At 73.5% G+C, this 24,021-nt stretch carries 21 protein-coding genes; 10 read left to right on the forward strand and 11 right to left on the reverse strand.

The annotated features are described in order from the left end of the window. Positions 1-1,008 (forward strand): pectate lyase family protein (locus tag BM242_RS11100; protein ID WP_107365111.1); only part of this gene is annotated, 1,008 nt, incomplete at its 5' end. An 87-nt stretch (positions 1,009-1,095) separates the two neighbouring features. On the opposite strand, the gene BM242_RS11105 is transcribed toward BM242_RS11100, so the two are convergent. Then, positions 1,096-1,974, reverse strand: a complete 879-nt coding sequence (locus BM242_RS11105; RefSeq protein ID WP_093838606.1) for a serine hydrolase domain-containing protein — start codon at positions 1,972-1,974, stop codon at positions 1,096-1,098. Between the two features lie 132 nt (positions 1,975-2,106). Here BM242_RS11105 and BM242_RS11110 point away from each other — a divergent pair, with 132 nt between their 5' ends. Beyond that, positions 2,107-2,661 carry a MerR family transcriptional regulator gene (locus BM242_RS11110; RefSeq protein WP_093838607.1) on the forward strand — a complete coding sequence of 185 codons (555 nt, stop codon included), beginning with the start codon at positions 2,107-2,109 and terminating at the stop codon, positions 2,659-2,661. A 108-nt stretch (positions 2,662-2,769) separates the two neighbouring features. Further along, on the forward strand, positions 2,770-2,958 hold the full coding sequence (locus BM242_RS28890; RefSeq protein ID WP_139238317.1) for a hypothetical protein: 189 nt from the start codon (positions 2,770-2,772) through the stop codon (positions 2,956-2,958). Between the two features lie 61 nt (positions 2,959-3,019). On the opposite strand, the gene BM242_RS11115 is transcribed toward BM242_RS28890, so the two are convergent. The 9 genes from BM242_RS11115 to aceE all read right to left on the reverse strand — a co-directional run bounded on the left by BM242_RS11115 (position 3,020) and on the right by aceE (position 14,684). Next, on the reverse strand, positions 3,020-3,961 hold the full coding sequence (locus BM242_RS11115; protein ID WP_093838608.1) for a SecDF P1 head subdomain-containing protein: 942 nt from the start codon (positions 3,959-3,961) through the stop codon (positions 3,020-3,022). A gap of 48 nt (positions 3,962-4,009) precedes the next feature. Next, positions 4,010-5,245, reverse strand: a complete 1,236-nt coding sequence (locus BM242_RS11120) for an acyltransferase family protein (RefSeq protein ID WP_093838609.1) — start codon at positions 5,243-5,245, stop codon at positions 4,010-4,012. Further along, entirely contained in the window at positions 5,229-6,299 is a 1,071-nt protein-coding gene (locus BM242_RS11125; RefSeq protein WP_093838610.1) for an alpha/beta hydrolase, read from the reverse strand. Before BM242_RS11125 ends, BM242_RS11120 begins: the two co-directional genes overlap by 17 nt. A gap of 168 nt (positions 6,300-6,467) precedes the next feature. After that, the gene (locus BM242_RS11130; RefSeq protein ID WP_281254678.1) at positions 6,468-7,157 is read right to left on the reverse strand and encodes a response regulator; all 690 of its coding nucleotides are present in this window, start codon (positions 7,155-7,157) and stop codon (positions 6,468-6,470) included. After that, complete coding sequence (locus BM242_RS11135; RefSeq protein ID WP_093838611.1) at positions 7,154-8,419, reverse strand: sensor histidine kinase; 1,266 nt, start codon at positions 8,417-8,419, stop codon at positions 7,154-7,156. The genes BM242_RS11130 and BM242_RS11135 overlap by 4 nt, the downstream gene beginning before the upstream one ends. Positions 8,420-8,501: 82 nt before the next feature. After that, the gene (locus BM242_RS11140) at positions 8,502-9,392 is read right to left on the reverse strand and encodes a DUF4429 domain-containing protein (RefSeq protein WP_093838612.1); all 891 of its coding nucleotides are present in this window, start codon (positions 9,390-9,392) and stop codon (positions 8,502-8,504) included. A gap of 171 nt (positions 9,393-9,563) precedes the next feature. Then, positions 9,564-10,778 (reverse strand): alpha/beta hydrolase, encoded by a 1,215-nt coding sequence (locus BM242_RS11145; protein WP_093838613.1) that lies wholly within the window; start codon positions 10,776-10,778, stop codon positions 9,564-9,566. A gap of 101 nt (positions 10,779-10,879) precedes the next feature. Continuing rightward, positions 10,880-11,770, reverse strand: coding sequence for a potassium channel family protein (locus BM242_RS11150; protein ID WP_093838873.1), 891 nt, complete (start codon positions 11,768-11,770; stop codon positions 10,880-10,882). A gap of 181 nt (positions 11,771-11,951) precedes the next feature. Next, positions 11,952-14,684 carry a pyruvate dehydrogenase (acetyl-transferring), homodimeric type gene (gene aceE, locus BM242_RS11160; RefSeq protein ID WP_093838615.1) on the reverse strand — a complete coding sequence of 911 codons (2,733 nt, stop codon included), beginning with the start codon at positions 14,682-14,684 and terminating at the stop codon, positions 11,952-11,954. A gap of 463 nt (positions 14,685-15,147) precedes the next feature. Here aceE and BM242_RS11165 point away from each other — a divergent pair, with 463 nt between their 5' ends. The 5 genes from BM242_RS11165 (at position 15,148) to BM242_RS11185 (ending at position 19,285) form a co-directional block, all read left to right on the forward strand. Next, positions 15,148-15,582: a DUF3052 domain-containing protein gene (locus BM242_RS11165; RefSeq protein ID WP_093838616.1), complete on the forward strand. Its 435-nt coding sequence runs from the start codon at positions 15,148-15,150 to the stop codon at positions 15,580-15,582. A gap of 253 nt (positions 15,583-15,835) precedes the next feature. After that, complete coding sequence (locus tag BM242_RS11170) at positions 15,836-16,309, forward strand: peroxiredoxin (RefSeq protein ID WP_093838617.1); 474 nt, start codon at positions 15,836-15,838, stop codon at positions 16,307-16,309. A gap of 175 nt (positions 16,310-16,484) precedes the next feature. Next, entirely contained in the window at positions 16,485-17,075 is a 591-nt protein-coding gene (locus BM242_RS11175) for a TerD family protein (protein WP_093838618.1), read from the forward strand. Between the two features lie 113 nt (positions 17,076-17,188). Next, positions 17,189-18,322, forward strand: coding sequence for a DUF475 domain-containing protein (locus BM242_RS11180; protein WP_093838619.1), 1,134 nt, complete (start codon positions 17,189-17,191; stop codon positions 18,320-18,322). Between the two features lie 201 nt (positions 18,323-18,523). Beyond that, on the forward strand, positions 18,524-19,285 hold the full coding sequence (locus BM242_RS11185; RefSeq protein ID WP_093838620.1) for a Tellurium resistance: 762 nt from the start codon (positions 18,524-18,526) through the stop codon (positions 19,283-19,285). 44 nt (positions 19,286-19,329) lie between these two features. On the opposite strand, the gene BM242_RS11190 is transcribed toward BM242_RS11185, so the two are convergent. Continuing rightward, the gene (locus BM242_RS11190) at positions 19,330-20,010 is read right to left on the reverse strand and encodes a TerD family protein (protein WP_175541370.1); all 681 of its coding nucleotides are present in this window, start codon (positions 20,008-20,010) and stop codon (positions 19,330-19,332) included. A 166-nt stretch (positions 20,011-20,176) separates the two neighbouring features. Here BM242_RS11190 and BM242_RS11195 point away from each other — a divergent pair, with 166 nt between their 5' ends. Both BM242_RS11195 and BM242_RS11200 read left to right on the forward strand, forming a co-directional pair. Continuing rightward, positions 20,177-21,346, forward strand: coding sequence for an HpcH/HpaI aldolase/citrate lyase family protein (locus BM242_RS11195; protein ID WP_093838622.1), 1,170 nt, complete (start codon positions 20,177-20,179; stop codon positions 21,344-21,346). Between the two features lie 119 nt (positions 21,347-21,465). Further along, positions 21,466-23,970, forward strand: coding sequence for a phosphoribosyltransferase (locus tag BM242_RS11200; RefSeq protein ID WP_093838623.1), 2,505 nt, complete (start codon positions 21,466-21,468; stop codon positions 23,968-23,970). Positions 23,971-24,021: the final 51 nt, after the last annotated feature.

The raw sequence follows: 24,021 nt of genomic DNA on the forward strand, positions 1-24,021 counted from the left end.
GGCTACTACCGCTTCGTCAACCGCTTCAGCGGCAAGGCGCTCGATGTGTGGGAGTGGTCCACCGCCGACGGCGGCCGGATCTCCCAGTACGACGATCTCAACGGCTGGAACCAGCAGTTCCGGCTGGTCCCCGCGGACGGCGGCGGCAATCCGCAGCCGCCCGGCGGGCTGGAGGGCTGGGCCACCCGGAACGGCGGCACCACCGGCGGCGCCGGCGGCGCCACCGTCACCGTCAGCAGCGCCAGTCAGCTCGATGCCGCGCTGACCTCGACGGCCACCCAGACCATCCGGGTCAGCGGCACCATCTCCTGGTCGGGCATGCACCGGGTGGGGTCCAACAAGACCATCATCGGGGTGGGCTCCGGCGCCACCATCGCGGGCGGGGGCCTGAACCTCAACGGCTCCCACAACGTCATCATCCGCAATCTCACCTTCCGCGACTGGGACGACGACGCCATCAACATCCAGGAAGGCTCCACCAACATCTGGGTGGACCACAACACCTTCACCAACGGCTATGACGGCGCCGTGGACATCAAGCGGGAGTCGGACTACATCACCGTCTCCTGGAACCGCTTCTACAACCACGGCAAGACCATGCTGCTGGGCCACTCCGACAACCACACCGCCGACATCGGCCACCTGCGGGTGTCCTACCACCACAACTGGTTCGACGGCACCGGCTCCCGCCACCCCCGGGTCCGCTTCGGCAACCCCGTCCACGTCTACAACAACTACTACTACAACAACGACTACGGCGTGGCCTCCACCATGAACGCCGGCGTCCTGGTCGAGGGCAACTACTTCGAGAACGTCGACGACCCCACCCATGTGGGCTACGGCTCCTCCGACCCCGGCAGCCTGGTCGCCCGCAACAACCACTTCGTGGGCTCCGGCACCCCGGAAACCGCCGGCAGCACCGCATCCATCCCCTACTCCTACCACCTGGACAGCGCGAGCAGCGTCAAGAGCATCGTCACCGCCGGCGCCGGCGCCGGCCGGATCTGAGCCCCACATCCGGTCCGCAACGCACGCCCCGGCGGCACCGGCACCCCTCCCCGGGCGGAACGGCGCCCGGGGAGGGGCGCGACGGACTCAGCCGCGCGGCCCGGCCGTCCGCTCCGGCTCGCGCAGCTCGGCCAGCACCGCATCGGTGAAGAACGGCCACACCTCCGCCGCCCACGGCCCGAACGCCTGCCCGGTCAGCACCACGCACGCCGCGCCCGCCTCCGGATCGACCCACAGAAACGTTCCGGACTGGCCGAAGTGCCCGAAGGTGCGCGGCGAGGAGGAGGCGCCCGTCCAGTGCGGATGCTTGCCGCCCCGGATCTCGAAGCCCAGCCCCCAGTCGTTCGGCTTCTGGTTGCCGAAGCCGGGCAGCACACCGCTCAGCCCAGGGAACACCACCGAGGCCGCCTCCGCCACCGTGGCCGGGTCCAGCAGCTTCGGCGCCTGGAGTTCGGCCGCGAAGCGCAGCAGGTCCTCCACCGTGGAGACCGCGTCCTTGGCGGGCGAGCCGGTCAGCCCGGTGTCCCGCATGCCCAGCGGCTCGAACACCGCCTGCCGCAGATACTCCGGGAAGGGGATGCCGCTGGCCTTGGTCACCTGGTCGGCCAGCACCTCGAAGCCGGAGTTGGAGTAGATCCGGCGCTCCCCGGGCCGCGCCTGCACCCGAGTCCCCTCGAAGGCCAGCCCGGAGGCGTGCGCCAGCAGATGCCGGACCGTCGAGCCGGGCGGTCCCGCCGGCTCGTCCAGTTCCACCGCGCCCTCCTCGACCGCCACCAGCACCGCGTAGGCGGCCAGCGGCTTGGTCACCGAGGCCAGCGGGATGGGCCGTCCGGTCGGCCCGTGCCGCCCGGCCACCGTGCCGTCCGCCAGCACCACGCCCGCCGCCGTGTCCGGCACCTGCCACTCGTCGACCAGCGCCAGACTGCGCAGCGTTCCGCCCGCCCGGGCGCCTCCACCGGTGTCCATGCCCTGCTCGCTCCTGCCCGTGCCCGCCGTGTCAGCCATGCTCCGAGCCTAGCCCGGCGGGCCGCCTGGGCCCGGAGATCCCCGGCCGGACCGGCTTGCCTGGAGTGGACTCCAACTTTGTACGGTGCAGGCATGACCGTCACCGACACCGCTCCCACGGCTCCCACGGCAGCGAAGACCTCCGACGGCACCGGCCCGGCGGCCCCGGACGGTGACGCCTGCGTCACCGCGTCCGTCGCCCATCCCCGCCCGGACGGCCAGGACCACTACACCATCAGCGAGGTCGCCGCCCTGACCGGCCTGAGCGCGCACACCCTGCGCTGGTACGAGCGGATCGGGCTGATGCCGCACATCGACCGTTCGCACACCGGCCAGCGGCGGTTCCGCAACCAGGACCTGAACTGGCTGGAGTTCATCGGCAAGCTGCGGCTGACCGGCATGCCGGTGGCGGACATGGTCCGCTACGCCGAACTGGTCCGGGAGGGCGACCACACCTTCGAGGCGCGCCAGGACCTGCTCCGCACCACCCGGGACGATGTGCTGCGCCGGATCGCCGAACTCCAGGACGCCCTGACCGTGCTCGACTACAAGATCCGCTTCTACGGCACCGCCGCCCCGCCGGCGGCGGACCCCGCGGCCGGCACCGCGGAAGGAGCCGGCACCCCCGCGCGGACGCAGCGGAGGTAACCGTGCAGAAGGCGTGCCCCCCGATCGTCCTTCGGCGTTTGCCAACCCGAGAGCGCCGGACCGCTCGCTCCCGCGGGCCCGGCGCCGCGGCACAGGAGGGCACCAGCCATGCGACGACCCATCCGGCACCGGATGGACGAGTTCCCGATCCTCGATCCGGATCCGACCCGGCCCTACGTTCCCGACACCCCGGCCCTCTGGCACCTCGGCGGCCGTCTGCTCACCACACCCCGCCCCGCCAGACGCACCCACTACCACCTCATCCCGCACGGTCTGGCCTTCCACTGCGTGCTGTGACGTGACATGACGTATCGGGGCATGGTGTACCGGGCGCCCCGCGCCGGAGGGGCCCGCCGGGTCAGCCGGCCGCCGACTCCACCGTCAGGGGAACCGGGAGGGCGCCGGAGACCAGGACGGCCGCGAACTCGCCGGCGGACTCCTCGGTGAACGGCTCGGCCATGCCGCCCTGGATCTGGAGCGTGCCGCCCCCGATCCGCTCGTGCACGGACGGGGCGGAGACCACCTCGCCGTCCATCACGATGGCCACCTGGTTCTGCGGCGGGCCCTGGAGGGCGAGTTCCTCGGTGAGATCGCCGAACTGACCGGCACCGGCCTCGGACAGCTCGATCTGGACGAGCCAGCCCGTTCCGGTCTGCTGGTCCAGGACCGCCTCCGCCGCCGTCACCTCGGTGCCGGTCATCGCCGAGGGCCCCAGCAGATACTTCACCGGCGGTTGCCCCTCGGTGCTGCCCGGCCCGCAGGCGATCACCGGCTGCTGTGGGTCGTGGCCCCGGGCGGCCTCCGCGGCGGCCGTGCCGTCGGCGCAGTCCAGGGCGTCGAACTCCGCGGCCAGCGGCAGGCCGGGGCCGGCCGGCATCCCGCCGGAGCCGGCCGCCTGGTGGGAGAGGGCCAGCACCGGGCGGAAGTGCAGCGCGCCGGGCCTGGCCAGCGCCCGGAGGCTGCGCTCGCCCGCGGCCGGGCCGGTCAGCAGCACCCCGCCCCGTCCGTCGGTCTCCACCGTCACCTCGCCCAGCTCCAGCGCCTCGGCCCGCTGCCGCAGCTGGTCGGCGACCCGGCCGAGGCTCTCCTCGTCCAGCGGGGACCCGGGGGTGTAACGGACGGTGACCCGCTCACCGCCCGCCGCTTCCTCCCCGCCGGCGCCGGAGGAGGAACCGGAGGAGTCACCGGGGGAGTCACCGGAGGAGGAACTGCACGCGGTCAGCGCGGCGGCGGCCGGCAGCGCCAGCAGCACGGCGGTGAGTACGGGAACGGCACGGCGGCGGATTCGGATCGGACGCATGGTGCCCAGTCTCCCCATCGCCCGCCGCCCGCGCAGGAGTTCCGGCCATCACAGCACGGCGACGGCATAGCCGGCGAATCCCGCGGTGAGCACCGCGGCGATGCCGCGGTGGCCGGCCGTGGCACCGCTCCACGGCGCCTCGAAACGGCGCACCGCCCGGCCGGTCACCACCAGGAGCAGGGCGAACAGCGGCAGCCAGGCCAGCCGGGCGGCCACCCAGCCCGGCGAGGCCGGCGCCTCGGTCAGCCCGGGCAGCGGGCCGAACGGCGCGCTGGTCACGGCCACCGCCAGCATCGCGGTCTGGTGCCAGCACAGGATCGTCATGGCGGAGAGATTGACCACCACGACCGGAGCCCACAGCCCGGGGCGGCGGCGCAGCAGCCCGTCCAGCCGGCCGCGCAGCAGCACCGCCGCGCCCGACTGGGCCGCCGCCAGGGCGAGCACCAGCAGGGACGGCGGGTGGGAGTTGGTGCGCGTCCCGCCCGGCACGCCCACCAGGGAGGCCGGGTAGCCGAAGACCAGCAGCAGCACGGCGAACAGCGCCGCGCCCCCGGCCAGCAGCAGCCGGGCGGCGGGGCGGCGCAGCCGGCCGGTGCCCCAGGCCACGCCGAGCTGGTAGCCGAACAGCCAGCCGGGCAGCAGATTGAGCAGGCCCAGCCAGCCCGGCATCGCCGCCGCGTACGGGCCGTAGCGCAGGAAGTCCACGACGGCGACGGTGAGCAGCAGCGGGGCGGCCGAGCCGAGGCCGCCCAGCCGCTGCGCGGCACGCAGACAGAGCGGGGTGAGTGCGGTGATCACCGCATAGATCCCGACGAACCACAGCGGCTGCACCACCAGCACCACGGCGGTGCGCAGCGTGCCGTCCGGGACCCCGGCGGCGCCGAGCAGGGCCAGCAGCCCGGCCCAGACCGTGGCCACCCCGACCACGGGACGGCCCAGCCGGGCCAGCCGCCCGCGCAGCCAGCGCGCCGTGGGCTCGCCGCGCCCGGCGCAGCGCCGCAGCGAGCGGACCGAGGAATGGCCGCCCACCAGGAAGAAGATGCCCAGCATCTGGAACAGCCAGCTCGCCGGGGCGAGCTCGGGGAGGGCGGCGAGCGGGCTGGCGTTGCGCAGCGCGCCGTCCCCGGGGCCGAGGGTGAAGCCGCCCACCAGCCAGTGCCCGGCCGGGACGGCGAGCAGCGCCAGCGCCCGCAGCCCGTCCACGGCCCGGTCCCTGCCGGGCGGGGTGCCGGCCTCGATCCGGCGGCACAGCGACCGGGCGGCGCGCTCAGCGGCGGCGGGCATCGTGGCACTCCTGGGAGCCGGGGGAGCAGGTGACGGCGGTGTGGTCGCCGAGGGCGATCGCGGAGAAGTTGCGCAGCGCGTCGGTGCCGGGCTCCAGATAGCCGGCATGGCCGTCCACGGTGCGGGCGGTCACCACCCGGGCGCCGTATGCCGGGCCGGTGGGGTCGGGGCCGTGCCCCAGGCCCAGCACCTGCATATCCGGCACCCGGCCCACCCAGTCCTCCGGGGCGCGGGCCGCCCACACCCGGGCGGTGGTGCCCAGCGCCTCCGCGCTGCTCGCCCGGGTGCCGGGCGCCGCGAAGAAGACCAGGTCACCGGCGTCTTCCGGGGCCAGCCGGGCGGCGGCCAGCCCGCACACCACGGCGCCGTAGCTGTGGCAGAACACCGCCGGCGGGGCCGCGTCGGTCACCGCGGCCAGCCCGGCCAGGAACCGGGCCAGCCGGGGTGCGCCCGCCTCGGCCAGCCGGCCGGCCGCGGCGTCCGCCCCGATCTCGCCGGGGGTGGTGTAGCCGACCCAGGCGATGACCGCCGGGGCGGCCGAGGGGTCGTCCTGGGCCATCCGCCGCAGCAGCCCGCGGGCCATGGCGTCGGGGGTGGCGTGCCGTTCCAGGTCGTTGCCGGTTCCCGGCACGATCACCGCGATCCGCTCGGCCGCCGCGAGATCGCCGTACACCTCGGCGAAGGTGCCCCGGCCGCGCGGGTCGAAGGCCAGCAGCTGCCGTCCCGGCTCCGGTGGCTCGCCGAAGTGCGCCATCCAGGCGCGGGCGTTGGCCGCGTACCGCAGCTCCGGCGGCGCCCCGTCCAGATTGCCCGCCACCCGCGGGTGGCGTTCGGCCAGCCGGCCGGCCGCGGCCGGGCCGAGTGCCGCGAAATAGGCGGCGACCTCGGCGGGCGCGGCGCCGGCCGGGTCGGGCGGCCCGGCTCCGTCGGCCAGCCAGGCCGCGGTGCCGGGCGGCTGCCCGGTGATCAGCGGTGTGCCGAAGGCCGACCAGCTTCCCGTGCCCAGCACGGCGAACAGCGTGGCGGCGGCCACGGCGCGGCGGCTGCGCGGCATCGCGGTTCTCCCTCTCTCCTGCGGTTGCAGGGGGGAGACTGCGGTCGCGGCTGCCGCCGGGGCGTCACACCGTGGCGCCAAACCGCGCGTAGTACCCGGGTAGGGGGCGGGTGAGGCGAAACAGCGGCCTCGCCGCCGGGCGGGGCCCGCCTCACGGCCGGCCGGGGCTCAGGACCGGCCGGGGGTGATCAGGCCGGATTCGTAGGCCAGGATCACCGCCTGGGCCCGGTCCCGCAGGCCGAGCTTGCCGAGGATGCGGCTGACGTGCGTCTTCACCGTCTGCTCGGCCAGCACCAGGGTCTCGGCGATCTCGGTGTTGGACAGCCCCCGGGCGATCAGCTCCAGCACCTCCCGCTCGCGGGCGGTGAGGGCCTTCAGCCGCAGCGCCGGGCGGTCCGCGCCGCGCGGCGGGGCGGGCCGCCGGCGGGCGAAGTCGGCGATCAGCCGGCGGGTGACCGAGGGAGCGAGCAGCGCGTCCCCGGCCGCCACCACCCGCACCGCCGCGATCAGGTCGGACGGCGGCGAGTCCTTGAGCAGAAAGCCGCTGGCACCGGCGCGCAGCGCCTCGTAGACGTAGTCGTCCACATCGAAGGTGGTCAGCATCAGCACCCGGGGGCGGTGGGTGATGCCGCGCGGCGGGTCCAGGATGCGGCGGGCCGCCTCCAGACCGTCCAGCACCGGCATCCGCACATCCATCAGCACCACGTCCGGGTGGCGGGAGCGGGCCAGTGCCACGCCCTCCTCGCCGTCGGCGGCCTCGCCGATCACGTCGATGTCGCTCTGCGCGGCCAGCAGCGCGGCGAAGCCGGCCCGCACCATGCTCTGGTCGTCGACGATCAGTACCCGGGTGACGGTCACAGGGGCAGCGTAGCGGTGACCCGGAAGCCGCCGTCCGGGAGCGGGCCGGTCTCCAGGGTGCCGCCCACCAGCCGGACCCGCTCCCGCATGCCGACCAGGCCGTGGCCGGTGCCGGCCGCGCCCGCCTCCACGGCCGGGCCGCCGGAGGCCGGGCCGGGGGAGGGGCCGTTCCGCACCGTGACGTCCAGCGCGTCGCCCTCGATGCCCAGGGTCACCGTGGTGGGCGCGCCGGGCGCGTGCCGCACCACATTGGCCAGCGCCTCCTGAACGATCCGGTAGGCGCTCAGCCCGACGGCCTGCGGGACGGCCGGGACCGGGGGCGCCTCCGGGCCCTCCCCGGCCACGGCGGGCAGCCGCAGCTCGGTGGGGATGCCCGCCCGGCGGGTGGCGTCCACCAGGCCGGGCAGATCCGCCAGGCCGGGCTGCGGGGTGCGTTCGCCGCCGTTCTGCTCGCTGCGCAGCACGCCGAGCAGCCGCCGCATCTCGCCCAGCGAATGGCGGGCACTGGCCGCGATGGCCGCGAACTCCTCGCGCGCCTCGGGCGGCAGCCCGGCCAGCCGGTAGGGGGCGCTGTCCGCCTGCACGGTGATCACCGACATGTGGTGGGCCACCACATCGTGCAGCTCGCGGGCGATCCGGGCGCGCTCCTCCAGCAGGGTGCGCCGGGCGCGCTCGGACTCGCTGATGGTCTCCTGCTCGGCCAGCCGGCGCCGGGTGAGCATCAGAGCGCGCAGCGAACCGCCGAGCGTGAGCACCACGCCGGCCAGCACGGTCAGCACCACATGGGAGCCGGAGCTGCGCTCGGGGGCGAGCAGGCCGAGGACCAGCGAGACGGCGGCCGTGGCGGCGAAGACGGTGATCAGGGTGCGCCGGTTCTCGGTGAGCGAGAGCGCGGCGCACAGCAGCAGATAGCCCACCACGGTCATGGGCGGCCACGGCCAGGACAGCGTCCGGTCGTCGGCGGCCAGCAGGGCCAGCGCGGTGGCCGTGTCGGCGGCGAGGACGACGTACCAGACCTGGCGGGGGCGGGCGGCGGCGAACAGCAGCGGACCGGCCTGGAGGATGCCCAGCAGCCCGGCCAGGCCGCCGTCGAGCCGGTCCGGCCGGTCCAGCACGATGATGGTGACCGGCAGCAGGGCGGCGGTGGCGGCGAAGGCCAGGGCGTGCGGCAGCAGCCGCGGCAGCGGCACCGGGCGCGGCATCCGGCGGCGCGGCGGGACGGCGGCGGTCGCGCCGGCGTCCCGGGCCTGCTGCTGCTCCATAGCCCGCAGCGTACGGCCTGCGCCCCGCCGTGCGGCGGCGTGCCCGCGGCCCGGTCCGTTGCCGCCGCAGACCTTGAGCGGGCTAGAGCTCGGCCAGCAGGGCCTTCTTCTTGTCGCTGAACTCCTCGTCGGTGAGCAGTCCGGCGGAGTGCAGCTCACCGAGGTGGCGGATGCGCTCGGCGATGTCGGCCGGATCGGCCCGCCCGTTGCGGCGGGCCTGCGGCTGGACCGGCACCAGGTCCTCGGGCGCGGAGTTGCGCACCGCGTACAGCACGCTGGCGGCCAGCGGCAGCGATTCGTGGACCAGTCCGTAGCCGAGGCCGAACACCACGGCCGCCGGGTCCTGGTCGGCCGGGCCGGGCTCCTCCGGCTTGTCCGGCGCGCCGTCCGGGCCGCGCCGGATCAGCCGCAGATGCCCCCCGGCGATCTCCGGCGAGCGCCACTCCACACCGGCCAGCTCGCCGATCGCAAAGGTCTGGTCGCCGGCCTTCCACTTGGCCGAGGAGGCACCGGTCCAGAACCAGCGGAAGGCCACCGCCGTGCCGTCGAAGGTGACCTTGGCGTCGTACGCCTTGAACTGGAGCGGCGCGGCCGGCGCCGTGACCAGGAAGGCGGTGCAGGGGCGGTCGGCGTCCGGCCCGAGCCCGGAACCCAGCTCGGAGGCGTAGTACTCGGCCAGGGTGGCGCGCTCGGCGGGCAGCACCAGCCGGTAGGGGTCGGCAGCCTCACGGAGCTGCCCGGCGGCGCACTCCACCAGGGGATCCGCCCCCTTGCGGGGCACCGCACGCAGGACCACGGTCCCCCGCTTGGCCCCCGGTGCCAGTTCGACCGAACTCAGCGCCTCGTACGGGATGCGGCGCTCCCCCAGCACCTGGAACAGCCTGGGTGTACGGAGCCCCCGTTCGAAGCGGATGAGTACAGAATCGGTGTCGAACTCCCAGGAGGAGTGGATTCCGGCCAGCACATCACCCATAAGGGTCATCGTATGTGCCATCCGTGCGGTAGGGGCGGGTCCGGTCCGGGAGGGGGGCGGATGTGGCTCCCGGGGCATCCGCGCGGTGCCCGGAATGCCCCGGTCGGTACCGGCGGCCCGGGCCGTGGCCCGTCCCGGCGGGACCGGGGGGCCGGGGGGCCGGGGGGCCGGTCAGTAGGCCAGTGCGGCCCCGCCGCCGGCCGGCCCGCCGGTGCCCTCCGGGCGGAAGCGGCACCGGGCCGCGTCGGTGAACCAGCCGAGTTCGCCCAGCCGGCCGGTACCGACGCGGGCGAACGCGGCCAGACTGTCCGTCCCCGGTTCGAAGTACCCGGCATGGCCGCTGACCCGCTCGGAGCTGAGCAGCAGGGCCCCGAACTGGGGGCTGACCGGATCGATGCCATGGCCCAGCGGACCGACCGACAGATTGGGCACATCGGCGATCCAGTCGTCCGGCGCCCGCGTCGCCCACACCCGGGCCGTGGTGTCCAGCGCGGCGGCGCTGGAGGCCCGCATCCCGGGGCTGGCCACGGCCACGATGTCGGACACCCGGTCCGGCAGCTCGTCGGCGGCCATCCCGCAGACCACCGAGCCGTAGGAGTGGCAGATCAGGGTGGTCCGGGCGTCGCCGGGCAGCCCGGCCAGCAGGCCGGTCAGCCGCTCGGCGCCGGCCTCGGCCAGCTCGGCGGTGGCGGCGGCCACGCTCATGCCGTTGGGCGTGACGTAGTCGCCCCAGGCGATCACCGCGGTCGGCACCTCGGGGGCGGCCTTGCGCTGCTCCCGGTAGAGCGCGGTGGCCATGCCCACCGGGGCGGACCACTTCAGCGCGGTGCGCTCGAAGTTCAGCAGGTCGTTGTCGATGCCCGGCACGATCACCGTGATCCGCTCGGCCCGGTGCAGATCGCCCAGCACCTCGGCGGCCCGGCCGCGGCCGTCCGGGTCGAAGGCCAGGATCTGCCGGTGCGGCCTGCGCAGCGAGGCGTAGCGGTTGGCGCGGCGGTTCACCGCCCGCCGGCCCGCGGAGGTGAGCCGCTTGTTGTCCAGCCGGGTGCGTTCCTCGGCCTCGGCCTGGGCCAGGGCGTAGCTGTTGGCGGTGTAGCGCAACTCCACCGGGGCGCCGTTGAGATTGCCCACCACCAGTGGATAGTCGCGGGCCAGGGCGAGCTGCTGGAACCCGGAGAGGCCGCTGAAGAAGCCGGCGATCTCGTCCGCCGGGGCGCGGGGATCGGGGAGCGCGGCACCCTCGACCGTCTCTTTTCGCCAGGCGCCCAGCTGCACCGAGTAGGCGTCGGGCGGCGGCGATCCGCCGTGGGCCACCCAGCCCGAGGTGACCAGGACGGCGAACACCACGGCGAGTTGGAGCACTACACGGCGTGCGGCGGTCGTCACGCGACCGCCGGCGGGAGGAACGGGAGAAAGGGATGGTGCATGCACTAGTCCCGCATCATAGGCGGGACCTGCGGACAAACCGGGATCTGCCGGGGCGTGGATCACCCGGTGCGGGGGGCGCGCGGCGCCGGTGGCGCCGTGTCCCCGCCGTGACCTGCGCCGGTGCCGGCGGGCTCCACCGGGTGTGACGTGCCCGACATTTCGGCGATCCGGGCGCGGAGGGCGCGGACCTCGGCGGTGAGTTCGGCCACCGCCACGGAGAGTTCCTCGGTGCTGCGGTCATCCCGCTCGAAGCGGGCGATGAACCAGGCGGCGATATTGGCGGTGACCACGCCGAGCAGGGCGATCCCGCCCAGCATCAGGCCGACGGCCAGCAGTTTGCCCATGGGGGTGACCGGCGAGGTGTCGCCGTAGCCGACCGTGGTCATGGTCACGAACGCCCACCACACCGCGTCGCCCAGGGTTTCGATGGTGGAGCCCTCGACGCCGCGTTCCACTTCCAGCACGGCGAGTGAGCCGAACATCAGCAGCCCGGCGCAGCAGCCGGCGACATAGGTGGTCAGCCTGATCTGCGAGGCCATCCTGGCCCGTTCGCCGACCAGCAGCAGGGCGGAGACCAGCCGCAGCAACTGCAAGGGACGCAGGATCGGCAGCAACACGGCGAGCAGCGCGAAGGGATGGCGCCGGACGAAGTCCCAGCGGTCGCGGGAGAGCACCAGCCGCACCACATAGTCGCCCGCGAAGGCCGCCCAGACCAGCCAGTTGACCGCCTGGCACACCACGGTCACGGTGCGCGGCGGGTCGGTGACCACAATGGGCACGGCGTAGGCGACGCCGAACACCGCGGCCAGGGAGAGCAGCGGCACCTCGACGCGCCGCTCCCAGCGGGTCCGGGCGTGCTCGGCGGGCCGCGCCCCGGTTGCGGCGGCGGTCGGTGGCGTGGCCGCTTCCTTCGGCGGTCCGGGAACGGCGGATTCCGGCACAGCAGACATGCCCCGCATGCTAAGGCCCGCCACCGCCGGTCCCGCCACCCCCGTCCGTGTCCCCGCCCCCGGCCCGCCGCCGGCCGGGGGCACCCAGGGCGAAGGGGGCCGGTCCTCCCCCCGCCCAGGGCGGGGGGAGGACCGGCCCCCTTCGGGAGCCGTGCGCGGCGCATGCGCCGCCGTCGCGGGCCTACGCGTCGCCGCCCATGGTGCCCGGGTCGGCGGCGGTGACGTCCAGGATCTGGTAGCGGTCGATGGCCTGCTTCAGCGCCGAGCGGTCGATCTTCCCTTCCCGGGCCAGCTCGGTCAGCACCCCGACCACGATCGACTCGGCGTCGATGTGGAAGAAGCGCCGCGCCGCGCCCCGGGTGTCGGCGAAGCCGAAGCCGTCGGCGCCCAGCGACTGGTAGGTGCCGGGCACCCAGCGCGCGATCTGGTCCGGCACCGAGCGCATCCAGTCGGAGACCGCCAGCACCGGGCCCTGCGCGTCCTGGAGCTTGCGGGTGACATACGGCACCTGCTGCTCCTCCTCCGGGTGGAGCAGATTGTGCTCCTCGGCCGCGACCGCGTCCCGCCGCAGCTCGTTCCAGGAGGTCGCGGACCATACGTCGGCCTTTACGTGCCACTCCTCGGCCAGGATGCGCTGGGCGGTGAGCGCCCAGGGCAGCGCGACACCCGAGGCCAGGATCTGGGCCGGGATCTCGCCCCCTTCGGCCTGCCGGAACCGGTACAGGCCCTTGAGGATGCCCTCGACGTCCACGTTCTCCGGCTCGGCCGGGTGGTGGATCGGCTCGTTGTAGACGGTCAGGTAGTAGAAGACGTCCTCGGCGTTCTCCCCGTACATCCGGCGCAGGCCGTCCCGCACGATGTGTGCGATCTCGAAGCCGAAGGCCGGGTCGTAGGCGACACACGCCGGGTTGGTGGAGGCCAGCAACTGCGAGTGGCCGTCCGCGTGCTGGGTGCCCTCACCGGTCAGGGTGGTCCGGCCGGCGGTGGCGCCCAGCACAAAGCCGCGCGCCATCTGGTCGGCCATCTGCCAGAACTGGTCACCGGTCCGCTGGAAGCCGAACATCGAGTAGAAGACGTACACCGGGATCAGCGGCTCGCCGTGCGTGGCGTAGGAGGAGCCGGCGGCGATCAGGGAGGCCGTGCAGCCCGCCTCGCTGATGCCGTCGTGCAGCATCTGCCCGGTCGGGGTCTCCTTGTACGACAGCAGCAGGTCGCGGTCGACCGACTCGTAGGTCTGGCCCAGCGGGTTGTAGATCTTGGCGGTCGGGAAGAGCGAGTCCATGCCGAAGGTGCGGTACTCGTCCGGGGCGATCGGCACGAACCGCTTGCCGATCTCCTTGTCCCGCATCAGGTCCTTCAGCAGCCGCACAAACGCCATGGTGGTGGCGATCTGCTGCTGTCCGGAGCCCTTCTTCAGCGCCGCGTAGGTCTTGTCGCCCGGCAGGACGAGCGGCTTGGACCGGTCCACCCGGGTCGGCACATAGCCGCCCAGGCCCTTGCGCCGGTCGTGCATGTACTGGATCTCCTCCGACTCCCGCCCCGGGTGGTAGTACGGCGGCAGGCCGGACTCCAGCTCCTTGTCGGGGATCGGCAGGCGCAGCCGGTCGCGGAACCCCTTGAGGTCGTCCACGGTCAGCTTCTTCATCTGGTGCGTGGCGTTGCGGCCCTCGAAGTTGGGGCCCAGCGTCCAGCCCTTGATGGTCTGGGCCAGGATCACCGTGGGCTGCCCCCGGTGCTCGGTGGCCGCCTTGTACGCCGCGTAGATCTTGCGGTGGTCGTGGCCGCCGCGCCCGAGATGCAGCAACTGGTCGTCGGTCATGTTCTCGACCATCGAGCGCAGCCGCTGGTCGTCGCCGAAGAAGTGCTCACGGATATAGGCGCCGGTCTCCGTGGCATAGGTCTGGAACTGGCCGTCCGGGGTGGTGTTCAGCTTGTTGACCAGCACGCCGTCCCGGTCCTGGGCCAGCAGCGGGTCCCAGGAGCGGTCCCAGACCAGCTTGATCACGTTCCAGCCGGCGCCGCGGAAGACCGACTCCAGCTCCTGGATGATCTTGCCGTTGCCCCGCACCGGGCCGTCCAGCCGCTGGAGGTTGCAGTTGACCACGAAGGTGAGGTTGTCCAGGCCCTCCCGGGCGGCCAGGGTGAGCTGCCCCAGCGACTCGGGCTCGTCCATCTCGCCGTCGCCCAGGAACGCCCACACCCGCGAGCGGGAGGTGTCGGCGATGCCCCGGGCGTGCAGATAGCGGTTCATCCGCGCCTGGTAGATGGCGCCGATCGGGCCCAGGCCCATGGAGACGGTGGGGAACTCCCAGAAGTCCGGCATCATCCGCGGGTGCGGGTAGCTGGACAGGCCGTGCGGGGCGCGCGATTTCTCCTGGCGGAAGCCGTCGAGGTGGGACTCGCTCAGCCGGTCCAGCAGAAAGGCCCGGGCGTAGACGCCCGGCGAGGCATGCCCCTGGAAGAAGATCTGGTCGCCGCCGTCACCGGCGTCCTTGCCCCGGAAGAAGTGGTTGAAGCCGACGTCGTAGAGGGACGCGGAGGAGGCGAAGGTGGCGATGTGGCCGCCCACCCCGATGCCGGGGCGCTGGGCGCGCGACACCATGACCGCCGCGTTCCACCGGGTCGCGTTGAGGATCTTGCGCTCGATCTCCTCGTTGCCGGGGAAGAACGGCTCGTCCTTGGTCGCGATGGTGTTGACATAGTCCGTGCTGCGCATCTCGGGCACGGCCACCCGCTTCTCACGGGCCCGCTCGATGAGGCGGAGCATCAGGTAGCGGGCCCGTTCCCGGCCTCGCTCGTCGACCACGCCGTCGAGCGAGTCGAGCCATTCCTGGGTCTCCTCGGGATCGAAATCCGGGACCTGGCTGGGAAGGCCGCCAATGATGATCGGGTTGCGATCTGATCCGGAAGCCACGCTGTTCCTTCGCTGTTAGATGTTGCTCTGCAGGTGTCGCGCCGCCTTCCATCGTGGACCTCCGGAAGCGAAACGTCATCTCTACTGGGCGGTAATACCCACGGAGTGAGACGGCACCCCCTGCGCCGGGCGCCGGCCGCCGTACGGGGATGGCGGCAGCCAACCGGCCACCCTACGCCCGGCGGGCGGCGCCCCGGTGGGCCACCCGGCCGTTTCATGTGGCGGAGATCACGCAACCTCTGGTGCAATGCGGGAGGCAATACGCTGCCATCCGGGGTGATGCGGTGCGGTGTGAACCGCAAAGTCAACGTTTGGGCAGGCTCACGCCTCAGGTACTTGCGAGAATCAGCCCGCCCGTGTGGACTACGGCTCAATGTCCGCGCGGACGCGCGGGTGACCGGCCGGTTCCCCTCCCCGGGGGAGCCAAGCCCATCAGGCTGTCAACAGGAGCAGGAGGCCATCGGTGAGCGCGACCGCGGACCACGCGGAGGAGCGGACCAACCCCGCCGCAAAGCTGGGTTTCGAACCCGGACAGGTGGTCCAGGAGATCGGCTACGACGACGACGCCGAGCAGGAGCTCCGCGAGGCCGTCCGGGCCGTCATCGGCCAGGACCTCGTGGACGAGGACTATGACGACGTGCCGGACGTCGTACTGCTGTGGTTCCGCCAGGACGACGGTGATCTCACCGACGCGCTGGTGGACGCCACCGGTCTGGTCGACGAAGGGGCGCCCATCTGGCTGATGACCCCCAAGACCGGGCGCGACGGGCACATCGAGCCCAGTGATATCGGCGAGGCCGCCAAGACCGCGGGACTGGCGCAGACCAAGACCATCAACGCCGGCAAGGACTGGTCCGGCAGCCGGCTGGTCACGCCCAAGACCGCGGGACGGAAGTAGCCGGAAGCAGCCGGAAGCAGACACGCAGCCGCAGAAGGCTTCCCCACCGCCTGCCGGCCCTCGCCGCCGGCAGCCCTCATCCCGGGCCGGCCGGCCGCCCGGCCCGGGCCCGTACCCCGTGCGTGTTCCGCGCGGCCGTGCGCGGCCCGGTGCCGCGGTACCCGGCCGGCGCCGGGACGCCCCCCGCCCGGGCCGCCGGAGCCCCCGCCCTAGACTGTGCGCGTCCGGCCCGCCCCGGCCCTGGAGGGACCGCATGGCCAGCACGAGCACGCCGATCGCGCCCGGCGCCCCGGCCCCGGATTTCGCGCTGCGCAGCCAGCACGGCGAGACGATCGAGCTCGCCTCCTTCCGGGGCGAGAAGAACGTCGTCCTGGTCTTCTTCCCGTTCGCCTTCACCGGCATCTGCACCGGGGAGCTGTGCGCGCTGCGCGACGAGCTGCCCCGGTTCGTCAACGCCGGCACCCAGCTGCTGGCCGTCTCCAGCGACGCCCCGTTCGCCCTGCGGGTCTTCGCCGACCAGGAGGGCCTGGAGTACCCGCTGCTCTCCGACTTCTGGCCGCACGGCGAGGTCTCCCGCGCCTACGGGGTGTTCCACGAGGGCAAGGGGTGCGCGCTGCGCGGCACCTTCGTCATCGACCGGCAGGGCACGGTGCGCTGGAGCGTGGTCAACGGCATGCCGGACGCGCGCGACGTGAAGGACTACGCGGCGGCCCTGGACCGCCTCTGAGCGGGCCGCCGGGCGGCGCGGGGAACCCGCCGCCCCGGTTCCGCCGTTCAGCCGACGGGTGCCCCGGGCAGATGGGACAGTGGGCTGCGGCGCCCCCGGCGCGCCGCGGCCGGCGGCCGGGCCCGGGCGCGGGCGCGGCACGAGGCGGAACCGGAAGACATCTCCAGGAGGATCGGTGGCAGTCAGCCTCAGCAAGGGCGGCAACGTTTCCCTGACCAAGGAAGCGCCGAATCTCACGGCGGTCACCGTGGGGCTGGGCTGGGAGGCCCGGGCCACCACGGGCGCGGCCTACGACCTGGACGCCAGCGCCCTGATGCTCAACGCCGGCGGCAAGGTCATCAGCGACCAGCACTTCGTCTTCTTCAACAACCTCAAGAGCCCCGACGGCACCGTGGAGCACATGGGTGACGAGCTGGTCGGCTCCACCGGCCGGCCCGGGGCGGAGGAGGACGAGGAGGAGATCAAGGTCGCGCTGGCCGAGGTCGGACCCGAGGTGGAGCGGATCGTCTTCCCGGTCTCCATCTACGAGGCCGAGGCCCGCGGCCAGAACTTCGGCCAGATCCGCAACGCCTACATCCGGATCCTGAACCAGGCGGACGGGGCCGAGCTGGCCCGGTACGACCTCACCGAGGATGCCTCCTCCGAGACCGCCATGGTCTTCGGCGAGCTCTACCGGCACCGCGGCGAGTGGAAGTTCCGCGCGATCGGCCAGGGGTATGCCTCCGGTCTGCACGGCATCGCCCTGGATTACGGTGTCAATGTCTGATTCAGGCTGATGGAGATTGAACGAAAGCTGTTCCGAAAGCTGATCGAACTGTGCTGAAGTTGGCCGCTACAGCAGCCTGATGCCGTGATCTTTGAGCAGGAGACGGGAACACCGTGATTCTGAGAACCTTCGGCTGGTCCTTTGCCGTGACCGGCATCGGGATGGCAGCCGCCTACATCTTCTGGGGCTGGCAGGGCTTCGCCGCCGTGGCGATCCTGTCCGTCCTGGAGATTTCGCTGTCCTTCGACAACGCGGTGGTCAACGCGGGCATCCTGAAGCGGATGAGCCCGTTCTGGCAGCGGATCTTCCTCACCATCGGCATCCTGATCGCGGTCTTCGGCATGCGGCTGATCTTCCCGGTCGCCATCGTCGCCGTCACCGCGGGCGTGGGGCCCGTCGAGGCGGTGGAGCTGGCCCTGGACGATCCCGACCAGTACGAGCAGATGGTGACCGACGCCCACCCGTCGATCGCCGCCTTCGGCGGGATGTTCCTGCTGATGATCTTCCTCAACTTCATTTTCGCGGAGCGGCACATCACCTGGCTGGGCTGGCTGGAGCGCCCGCTCGCCAGGCTCGGCAAGATCGACTCCTTCTCGGTGGGAGTGGCCCTGTCGGCCCTGCTGGTCTCCGCCGTGGTCATGGCCCCGCACGCCCACCAGCACGGCGGCACCCACGCGGACAAGACCTCCACCGTGCTGCTCGCCGGCCTGGCCGGCATCCTCACCCACCTGGTCGTCGCCGGACTCTCCGGCTACTTCGAGAACCGGCTGGAGGAGGAAGAGGAACGGGCCGAGAAGGCCGAGGAGGCCGCCCGGCGGGCCGGCGGCCGGCCCTCGGCCCTGGTGGTGACGGGGAAGGCGGCCTTCTTCCTGTTCCTCTACCTGGAGGTGCTGGACGCCTCCTTCTCCTTCGACGGGGTCATCGGCGCCTTCGCCATCACCAACCACATCTTCTGGATGGCCCTGGGCCTGGGCATCGGCGCGATGTATGTGCGGTCGCTCACCATCTATCTGGTGCGCGAGGGCACCCTCGACGAGTACCGCTACCTGGAGCACGGCGCGCACTACGCCATCGGCGCGCTGGCCGTGATGCTGCTGATCACCATCCGCTGGCAGCTGCCGGAGGAGGTCACCGGCCTGGTCGGGGTCGGCCTGATCGCGGCGGCGTTCTGGACCTCGGTCCGGCACAACCGCCGGGACCGGGCACGCGAGGCCGAAGACCGGCCAGTTGTCACCTCCGGGGTGTGAGCGGCCCCCGAACGCGGAAACCTCATGGCGGGGCAGGCCGGCGCGAGCCGGGCCTGCCCCGCCAGGCGTGGGCACGGCCGGACACCGCCGGTGACGGCGGGATGGCGGACCGCCCACACCGTCCGGGCGGCAACGGCGCCGACGGCGACGGATGCGACAGATGCGACGGATATCGGGAAGCAACGGGCAAGGGGCGGCACGATGGGTTCCCTGTTGGAGTACTTGCGGCGCAGCCGCACGCCGGTGCAGAGGTTCGACACGGTCGGCGGCGCGCACACCTACGCGATGGAGCTGACCCGGCGCGCACCCCAGGTCTCGCTCACCAAGCACGGCGGCACCTCGGGCACCCTGCGGGTCAATCTCACCTGGCGGATGCGCACCTCCGACATGATGGGGTCCAACGTCAGAGGCGGCAGCCGCAGCCTGCGGGACGCGGTGCGCAATCCGCTGGCGCTGTTCAAACCGGCCGAGGTGGTCGGCCACACCCAGGCGGTGTCCTCGGTCGACTTCGACCTGGCGTGCCTGTACGAGCTGAAGGACGGCAGCCGGGGCGCGCTCCAGCCCCTGGGCGGACTGCACGGCGAATTCAACGAACCGCCGTACATCGAGCTCAGCGGCGACGACCGGTTCGGCACCGCCTCCGGTGAGGACCTGTACATCAACATGGACCACGCCGAGGACATCGCGCGGATCCTGCTCTACGTCTACATCAAGGACGGTTCGCCGGCCTTCGCCCGTGCCGATGTGATCATCAGCGTGCTGACGCCCAACGGCCTGACCATAGAGGTCGGCCTGACCGATCCCAATCCGCAGGCGCGGGCCTGCTCGGTGGCGATGATCGAGCATCACCGCGGCGAACTGGTGGTCCGCCGCGAGGTGCGGTACGTCTACGGCTTCCAGTCCGAGATCGACCGCCTCTTCGGCTGGGGCCTGAGCTGGGGCCGCGCCGGCACCGCCCGCTGACCCGCGGCCGCCCGCCGTTTCCCCGCCGCCCGGGCCGTCGCCGGTCAGGGGCCGGCGTGGCCGGGACGGAACTGCGGGCCCTGCGGCGGCAGGGTGAACGCCGGATCCGGCTGCGGGACCGGGGTCGTATCGCGCGGCGCCGGCGGCGGATGGCCGCCCCGCGCCGGGGCGCCGCCCGGCGGCGTGCCGCCGCCCGGCACCGCGCCGAAGGCCGCGGCCAGTTCCGCGGCACCGCCCGGGAAGCCGCGGCGGGTGGCCCGGAACATCCAGCCGGCCCCGCCCCGCGACACCTCGCCGCACACCAGGGCGGTGTCGCGCGGCGAGACCACCGCCAGCGGCAGTTCCCCCACCTCCCCGCCCGCCGCGTCCCGCAGCAGCAGCCGCAGCGGCCCGGCCGACGCCAGCAGCGCGCCCCCCGCGTCCACCGCCAGCACCAGCCGCTGCACATCCGGCGCCAGCCCGGCCAGGGCGAGCTGCACCGCGTCGAGGGGCGGGCCGCCCGCCGGCGGCGGCAGCCGCCGGACCTGGCCGCTCGGATGCTGCGTCCGCGGCCCGGCCACAAAGTCCTCCGGGCCGCGCACCCGCCCCGCCGGCCCCAGCAGCAGCACCGACAGCCGGGGCCGCGCCTGCGCCGCGCCGCCGCCGCGCGCCGGCCAGTGCGCCTCGGCCCGCAGCACCGGGGTGCCCAGCGCCAGCACCGAGCCTTCTCCAAGTACCCGCGTCATACCGAAATTCTGCCTGCCGTGCGGCGTGAAGCAGCATTGTCGTAACACATCGGACCGTACGATGTGCGCCGGGCCGGTATCGCTCAGATCCGGCCACCTCCCCCACCGGCCCTCCTGGCCATATCCGTTCCGTACCACCAGGACCACCGACCGTAAGGGGTGTCGCATGCGGCACTACGGGCAGCTCACGTCCGCCGAGCGCGGAGCGCTGTTCCACCGTGAGCCGGCCGAGTTCGGGCTGGACTCCGACGTCCGTACCCTGGGGACGGCGCTGGGCGCCACCCTCTACTGCCCGGCGACCCGGCCCCGGCTGGCCTTGGACATCCGCAGACAGGCCGCCGCCGGAGCGGTCTCCATGGTGCTGTGCCTGGAGGACTCCATCAGCGACGCCGATGTCCCCGGCGGCGAGGACAATCTGGTGCGTCAGCTCCGGGAACTGCATCACGAGGACGCCGCCGGCGGGCTGCCGCTGCTGTTCGTCCGGGTCCGCACCCCCGCCCAGATCACCGGGCTCACCACCCGGCTGGGACCGGCCATCGCCCTGCTGGCCGGATACGTACTGCCGAAGTTCACCGCCGAGTCCGGCCCCGCCTTTCTGGAGGCCCTGACCGCCGCCGAAGTGCTGTGCGGACGGCGGCTGCTGGCCATGCCGGTGCTGGAATCCCCGGTCCTGCTGCATCTGGAGACCCGCGCCCGGGCGCTGGCCGACACCGCCCGCCTGCTGGAGAAGTACCGCGACCGGGTACCGGCGATACGGCTCGGCGTCACCGACTTCTGCGCCGCCTACGGCCTGCGCCGCACCCCCGACATGACCGCCTACGACGTCCGGCTGGTCGCCTCCGTCATCGCCGACGTGGTCAACGTCTTCGGCCGCGCGGACGGCACCGGCTTCACCGTCACCGGCCCGGTCTGGGAGTACTTCCGCCCGCAGGAACGCATCTTCAAACCGCAGCTGCGCACCAGCCCGTTCAGCTACCGCGGCATGGAGCGGCTGCGCCACCAGCTCATCCAGCGCGATCTGGACGGGCTGGTGCAGGAGATCGAACTCGACCGCGCCAACGGCCTGCTGGGCAAGACCTGCATCCATCCCTCGCACATCCCCGTGGTGCACGCCCTCTCCGTGGTCAGCCACGAGGAGTACAGCGACGCCGTGGACATCCTGGGCACCGGCCCGGACGGCGGCGGAGTGCTGCGCTCCGCCTACACCAACAAGATGAACGAGGTGAAGCCGCACCGGGCCTGGGCGGAGCGCACCATGCTGCGCGCCGAGGCGTTCGGGGTGGCCAGGGAAGGCGTCGACTTCGTCGACTTCCTCACCACCGCCCGGGCCGCATGAACCGCACCCGGGCCGGCGCCGGACGGCCGCCGGACGCGCCCGGCGGGCACGGCACCGGCGGGCACAACAGGAGAGGGACCGAGGAATTGACGGCGACGGCCGAGGGAGGAAATCCCGGAATGACGGTCTGGGCGGGGGAGTGGGCCGCGCGGAAGCTGGGCCTGGAACTGCACGGCGACAGGCTGCACGAACTGCTCGGCCTGGCCATCCGGGACAACAGCAGACGGGCCCAGCTCCTGGTCTCCCTGGTGCTGGGCAAGCATGTGCCGCAGAGCCCGGCCGTGGTGCACGGCACCGGCCGGGAACTCGGCGAACGGGTGCGCCGGCTGCTGGGCGACGCCGAGGCGGACACGGCCGTGGTGCTCGGCTACGCCGAGACCGCCACCGCCCTGGGCCACAGCGTGGCGGACGGCATCGGCCGGGTGCCGTATCTGCACTCCACCCGGCGCCCGGTGCCCGGCCTGCCGCCGTACGGCGGCTTCGAGGAGGAGCACAGCCACCACTCCTCCCATCTGCTGCTCCCGGAGAACCCGCGGCTGCTGGCCGGGGACGGGCCGCTGGTGCTGGTGGACGACGAACTGTCGACCGGCCGTACGCTGCGCAACACCATCGCGACGCTGCACCGCCGCCACCCGCGGGAACGGTATGTGATCGTGACCCTCACCGATGTGCGCGGCCCGGCCGACGCCGCCGCCCTGGACAAGGCCGCGGCCGGGCTGGGCGCCCGGGTGGACGTGGTCTCGCTGGCCCGCGGCCGGGTCACCCTGCCCCAGGACGTGCTGCGGCGGGCCCGCCGGGTGCTGGACGAGCACACCGCCCGCCGGCCCCCGGCCGCGGACGCCCCCGGCACGCTGTGCGGCGAGATCACCACCGTGGACCTCGGCTGGCCGGCCGGGCTGCCGGACGGCGGCCGGCACGGCTTCACCCCCGCCCACGCCGCCCGGCTGGCGGCGGCCCTGCCCGGCATGGCCGCCCGGCTGGCCGCCGCGCTGCCCGGCGGGGCGCGGCGGGTGCTGGTGCTGGGCAGCGAGGAACTCATGTACGCGCCGCTGCGCATCGCCGCGGCCCTGGAGGAACTGGCCGGCACCGGCGGGCAGCGGGCCGGCCACGGCAGCCGCGATGACGCCGGCGACCGCCCGGCCCGCCCCGCCGCCGCTCCGGCGCCGCTGCCCGCCCCCCGCCCCGCCGCCGCGCCGCACCCGCCGGCCGGCTGCCGGGTGTACTTCTCCTCCACCACCCGCTCGCCGGTGCTGCCCGTGGACCACCCCGGGTACGCCATCCGCAACGCCGTCACCTTCCCCGCGCACGACAACCCGGCGGACGGCCCCGGCCCGCGCCACGCCTACAACATCGCCGGGCGGCGCTGGGACGCCATCGTGGCCGTCACCGACTCGGCCGGCGACACCCCGGAGCTGCACGCCCCCGGCGGCCTGCTGGACAAGCTGGCCGCACACACCCCCCGGGTGGTGCACGCCGTGATCCCGGCCCACCGCCCGCTGCCCGCCTCCGCCCGCCCGCTGCGCGGCCCGGAGTTCTCCTCCTACCCGGCACCGGACGTGGGCTGGCTGCTCAAGGACCTCTCCCGGGTCACCAGCCTGGAGACCCCCACCGAGGAGAAGGAGGAAGCCATCCAGGGCGGGCGGCACTACGCCGAGATGCTGCCCGTCGAATACCAGCCGACCGCCGAGTACCAGCGGCTCTTCGAACGGGCCCTGGCCGACTCGGCGGCCCGGGTGGCCCAGGCCGTGGCCACCGTCACCGACACCGTGCTGGCCGAACGCTCCCCCCGCCCGGTACTGGTCTCGCTGGCCCGGGCCGGCACCCCCGTCGGGGTGCTGATGCGCCGCTGGGCGCAGCACGCCCACGGCCTGGACCTGCCGCACTACGCGGTGTCCATCGTGCGCGGGCGCGGCATCGACACCACCGCGCTGCGCTGGCTGGCCGCCCACCACGACCCGGCCGACGTGGTCTTCCTGGACGGCTGGACCGGCAAGGGCGCCATCACCCGCGAACTCGCCGAGGCGCTGCGCGGCCACCCCGGCTTCGACCCGTCCCTCGCGGTGCTGGCCGACCCCGGCGGCTGCGTGTCCACCTACGGCACCCGGGACGACTTCCTGATCCCCTCCGCCTGTCTGAACTCCACCGTCTCCGGTCTGATCTCGCGCACCGTGCTGCGCGGCGACCTGATCGGGCCGGACGACTTCCACGGCGCCAAGTTCTACCGGGACCTCGCCCCGGCGGACGTCTCCCTGCGCTTCATCGAAACGGTGTGCGGTCATTTCCCGTCCGCCGTGCCCGGCGCCATGCCCGACACCCCGGACCGGGCGCCGGACTGGGCCGGCTGGCGGGCCGTGGAACGGATCAGCGAGGAGTACGGCATCGGCAGCGTCAACCTGGTCAAGCCCGGGGTGGGGGAGACCACCCGGGTGCTGCTGCGCCGGGTCCCCTGGCGGATCGTGGTCCGGCGCGGCGCCGGAGCCGATCTGGACCACATCCGGCTGCTCGCCGAGCAGCGCGGCGTTCCGCTGGAGGAGGCCGACGACCTGCCCTACACCTGCGTCGGACTGATCCATCCGCACTACACCCGGGGCGCCACCGGCGCCGACGGAAAGGCCGTGAAGTGACCCCGACCGTTCCTGTTCCCGCTCCCGCTCCCGCTCCTCTTCCCGCTCCCG

Origin of the sequence: Streptomyces aidingensis (assembly GCF_900112355.1) — a bacterium.
In the GTDB taxonomy this organism is placed as follows: Bacteria; Actinomycetota; Actinomycetes; order Streptomycetales; family Streptomycetaceae; genus Streptomyces; species Streptomyces aidingensis.

Bases quoted from the DNA above. Each gene is read 5' to 3' on its own strand.
- BM242_RS11150 (WP_093838873.1), bottom strand. From the start codon at position 11,770: ATGTCTGCTGTGCCGGAATCCGCCGTTCCCGGACCGCCGAAGGAAGCG.
- BM242_RS11115 (WP_093838608.1), bottom strand. From the start codon at position 3,961: ATGCGTCCGATCCGAATCCGCCGCCGTGCCGTTCCCGTACTCACCGCC.
- BM242_RS11170 (WP_093838617.1), top strand. From the start codon at position 15,836: ATGGCCAGCACGAGCACGCCGATCGCGCCCGGCGCCCCGGCCCCGGAT.
- BM242_RS11135 (WP_093838611.1), bottom strand. From the start codon at position 8,419: ATGGAGCAGCAGCAGGCCCGGGACGCCGGCGCGACCGCCGCCGTCCCG.
- BM242_RS28890 (WP_139238317.1), top strand. From the start codon at position 2,770: ATGCGACGACCCATCCGGCACCGGATGGACGAGTTCCCGATCCTCGAT.
- BM242_RS11120 (WP_093838609.1), bottom strand. From the start codon at position 5,245: ATGCCCGCCGCCGCTGAGCGCGCCGCCCGGTCGCTGTGCCGCCGGATC.
- BM242_RS11200 (WP_093838623.1), top strand. From the start codon at position 21,466: ATGACGGTCTGGGCGGGGGAGTGGGCCGCGCGGAAGCTGGGCCTGGAA.
- BM242_RS11185 (WP_093838620.1), top strand. From the start codon at position 18,524: ATGGGTTCCCTGTTGGAGTACTTGCGGCGCAGCCGCACGCCGGTGCAG.
- BM242_RS11105 (WP_093838606.1), bottom strand. From the start codon at position 1,974: ATGGACACCGGTGGAGGCGCCCGGGCGGGCGGAACGCTGCGCAGTCTG.
- BM242_RS11140 (WP_093838612.1), bottom strand. From the start codon at position 9,392: ATGGGTGATGTGCTGGCCGGAATCCACTCCTCCTGGGAGTTCGACACC.
- BM242_RS11190 (WP_175541370.1), bottom strand. From the start codon at position 20,010: ATGACGCGGGTACTTGGAGAAGGCTCGGTGCTGGCGCTGGGCACCCCG.
- BM242_RS11110 (WP_093838607.1), top strand. From the start codon at position 2,107: ATGACCGTCACCGACACCGCTCCCACGGCTCCCACGGCAGCGAAGACC.
- BM242_RS11195 (WP_093838622.1), top strand. From the start codon at position 20,177: ATGCGGCACTACGGGCAGCTCACGTCCGCCGAGCGCGGAGCGCTGTTC.
- BM242_RS11125 (WP_093838610.1), bottom strand. From the start codon at position 6,299: ATGCCGCGCAGCCGCCGCGCCGTGGCCGCCGCCACGCTGTTCGCCGTG.